This is a genomic window from Streptococcus sp. 1343, from assembly GCF_013277355.1.
Lineage (GTDB): Bacteria > Bacillota > Bacilli > Lactobacillales > Streptococcaceae > Streptococcus > Streptococcus pseudopneumoniae.
In genome coordinates, this window is the sequence record NZ_VMMT01000091.1 from 1 (window position 1) to 2,945 (window position 2,945).

Here is a 2,945-nt window from a genome sequence, read left to right on the forward strand (position 1 = left end):
ATTCCGGTCTTCGGCATAAACTAATGAGCACCCTTAGCTCAACTGGATAGAGTACCTGACTACGAATCAGGCGGTTAGAGGTTCGACTCCTCTAGGGTGCATTTTTCTATTTAACTCGGGAAGTAGCTCAGCTTGGTAGAGTACTTGGTTTGGGACCAAGGTGTCGCAGGTTCGAATCCTGTCTTCCCGATTCATGGCGGTGTAGCTCAGCTGGCTAGAGCGTCCGGTTCATACCCGGGAGGTCGGGGGTTCGATCCCCTTCGCCGCTATAATGATCTTGTCGGACCTTTAGCTCAGCTGGTTAGAGCTCTCGGCTCATAACCGAGTGGTCGTAGGTTCAAGTCCTACAAGGTCCATTTGAATATTGGAGGATTACCCAAGTCCGGCTGAAGGGAACGGTCTTGAAAACCGTCAGGCGTGTAAAAGCGTGCGTGGGTTCGAATCCCACATCCTCCTTTTATATTAACGCGGGATGGAGCAGCTCGGTAGCTCGTCGGGCTCATAACCCGAAGGTCGTAGGTTCAAATCCTGCTCCCGCAATAAGGCTCGGTAGCTCAGTTGGTAGAGCAATGGATTGAAGCTCCATGTGTCGGCGGTTCGATTCCGTCTCGCGCCATTTTATTGATAGTATTTATGCGGGTGTAGTTTAGTGGTAAAACTACAGCCTTCCAAGCTGTTGTCGCGAGTTCGATTCTCGTCACCCGCTTTGAACTTTGTTCAAATTACCAAGTTTTTTAACTTGGGCGCGTAGCTCAGGTGGTTAGAGCGCACGCCTGATAAGCGTGAGGTCGGTGGTTCGAGTCCACTCGTGCCCATTAATTGGAGAATTACTCAAGAGGCTGAAGAGGACGGTTTGCTAAATCGTTAGGTCGGGTAACTGGCGCAAGGGTTCGAATCCCTTATTCTCCGTTTTAATGAGAGTTTGTAACTCTCTTTTTCATTTGGCTCTTTGTCAACTGTAGTGGGTTGAAGTCAGCTAAGCTCGAGAAAGGACAAATTTCGTCCTTTCTTTTTTGATGTTCAGAGCGATAAAAATCCGTTTTTTGAAGTTTTCAGGCTCTTTGTCAACTGTAGTGGGTTGAAGAAAAGCTAAAATCTTTATATATTGTCGATTTTATGGTTGTTCTAATTTATTATTACTTCCAACTCTTGAGAGAAATTTCTCCGCTATTGAGCCAGATTTCTTTTCCGTTATCACATTGCACCAAAAGTTTTCCACTTTCAGAGATGTCTTTAGCAAGTCCCTTGTAGTCTTTTTGATCTAGTGTGAAAGTAACTTCTTTTCCAAGAACGAATGACTGTTTTTTGTATAGGTATAATAGCTCTTCTGCTGGTGTTTCGAAGAAAGTACGCCAGATTTCTATGATCAATTCATTCCTTGTTATAGGAGCTGTAGCTTTAAATAAGCTGGCAGCTTTTTCTTTTAATTCCTGAGGGAAGTCTTTAATAGTGAAATTGATACCTACTCCAATAATGATATCTGTGACTAAGCCAGTTTCTACAGAGGTCATTGCTTCAGTGAGAATTCCTCCAATTTTATGATTGTTTAGGTAGATATCATTGACCCATTTTATGTCGACATCTATTAAAGTTAGGTTCTTAATGGCTTTGTAGACAGCTCCAGCTACAAGTAGTGTGTAGGACGGTAATTTGTCATAGGGAAGATTTGGTTTAAGATGGAGGGTCATATAAATGCCACCTTGAGGAGAGTAGAAGGAGCGTTGAAAACGGCCACGCCCTGCTATTTGATAGGAAGCTAGATAGAGGGTGTTTGCTTCATAGCCTAAATCAATTGCTTCTTTTGCATCTAGTTGTGTTGATTTTGTTTCGGGTTTAAAACTGATTTTAATTGGAAGATTTTCTTCTAGAATCTCTGGAAGAATAAGGTCACCATTCATCAGTTTATATCCTCTATTTTTGATACTATCAATTTCAATCCCTTCTTGTTCTAGTCGCTTGATAGCTTTCCAAATTGATGTTCGGCTTAGGGATAGTTTTTCTGCGATTTTTTCTCCGCTGATATAGTCGGTTTCTTTAGATAGGATTTGGTAGACAGCTTGGTAGGATTTCATAATGTTGCCTTTCTCACTAGTTGGTATTGAGAGTATTCTTTTCTTGTATGACTTGGAGTCTGATTAAAGTATTGTTTATAAGCTTTCGAAAAATGTAGTGGATCTGAAAAACCTACCGAGTATGCAATTACCTTGATGGATTCTTGGGTATTTTCGAGAAGTTGTTTAGCTCGGTGCATTCGAACGTAGAGTAGGTATTCTTTGGGTGATAAGGTATTAAATTCTTTGAATACGCTTGATAAGTAGCTTCTGTGAACGGATAGTTCTTTTGTTAAATCTTGAATTGTAAGTGATTGAGGATAGTGGCTATCAATTAATCGTTTGCATTCAAGATAGAGTTGGTAGGTTGATGAAATATTCTTTTTTCTGATTGGGAGCAATAGTTCCCAGATGAAACATCAGTTCATGGAGTTGTCCCATGATATGGAGTTGAGCTAATTCATTGGATTTTGTAATCTGAGCGAAGCGAACAATGTCTGAGATGAGTTTTGCAGTAGTCTGGGTATGACAAGTTTCAGATTGGATGAGATAGGATTGATCAGAAATTTGAGAAAGGGCAAAAAAAATCAGGAGCTTTCCCTCCAGTGATTCCTAACCAGTAGTAGGCCCAAGGTTCTTTACTATCTGCTTGATATAGTCATTTAGTTTTAAAAAGCGTTCCAAACATTCAAAAATAGTTGGGACTTCCCTTAATAAATCTGTTACTTTCTTTTTCAAGATAGCCCAAGCTTACTCAATAGGATTCAAATCTGGTGAATAAGGCGGTAGAGGTAAGAAAAAGTGTTTATCTTGGATGCAGAGTTCATCCAAAATGTTCTTGGGATCAAAACTAGCATTGTCCATGATAATAACATGAGGTGTCTTCAAAGCAGG

At 40.7% G+C, this 2,945-nt stretch carries 1 protein-coding gene, 10 tRNA genes and 2 pseudogenes; 10 read left to right on the forward strand and 3 right to left on the reverse strand.

Going from position 1 to position 2,945, the window contains the following annotated elements; genetic code table 11:
* Positions 1-27 precede the first annotated feature (27 nt).
* The 10 genes from HT709_RS11155 to HT709_RS11200 all read left to right on the forward strand — a co-directional run bounded on the left by HT709_RS11155 (position 28) and on the right by HT709_RS11200 (position 909).
* Positions 28-101: transfer RNA gene (locus HT709_RS11155), tRNA-Arg, on the forward strand.
* Positions 102-116: 15 nt separating this feature from the next.
* Positions 117-190: transfer RNA gene (locus HT709_RS11160), tRNA-Pro, on the forward strand.
* A gap of 5 nt (positions 191-195) precedes the next feature.
* Positions 196-269, forward strand: a tRNA-Met gene (locus tag HT709_RS11165).
* Positions 270-282: 13 nt separating this feature from the next.
* Positions 283-356 (forward strand) — tRNA-Ile (locus HT709_RS11170).
* Positions 357-366: 10 nt separating this feature from the next.
* A tRNA-Ser gene (locus HT709_RS11175) sits at positions 367-456 on the forward strand.
* 10 nt (positions 457-466) lie between these two features.
* A tRNA-Met gene (locus HT709_RS11180) sits at positions 467-540 on the forward strand.
* 3 nt (positions 541-543) lie between these two features.
* Positions 544-616, forward strand: a tRNA-Phe gene (locus tag HT709_RS11185).
* A 19-nt stretch (positions 617-635) separates the two neighbouring features.
* A tRNA-Gly gene (locus tag HT709_RS11190) sits at positions 636-706 on the forward strand.
* A gap of 35 nt (positions 707-741) precedes the next feature.
* A tRNA-Ile gene (locus tag HT709_RS11195) sits at positions 742-815 on the forward strand.
* 6 nt (positions 816-821) lie between these two features.
* Positions 822-909 (forward strand) — tRNA-Ser (locus HT709_RS11200).
* A 227-nt stretch (positions 910-1,136) separates the two neighbouring features.
* On the opposite strand, the gene birA is transcribed toward HT709_RS11200, so the two are convergent.
* From birA to HT709_RS12000, 3 genes and pseudogenes are all read right to left on the reverse strand, one after another.
* Positions 1,137-2,072, reverse strand: coding sequence for a bifunctional biotin--[acetyl-CoA-carboxylase] ligase/biotin operon repressor BirA (gene birA / locus HT709_RS11205; RefSeq protein ID WP_000844510.1), 936 nt, complete (start codon positions 2,070-2,072; stop codon positions 1,137-1,139).
* Positions 2,069-2,706: pseudogene (locus HT709_RS11210) on the reverse strand (AraC family transcriptional regulator); the annotation flags it as partial. The pseudogene HT709_RS11210 and the gene birA, both read right to left, overlap by 4 nt.
* A pseudogene (locus HT709_RS12000) lies at positions 2,664-2,945 on the reverse strand (transposase); the annotation flags it as partial. The pseudogenes HT709_RS11210 and HT709_RS12000, both read right to left, overlap by 43 nt.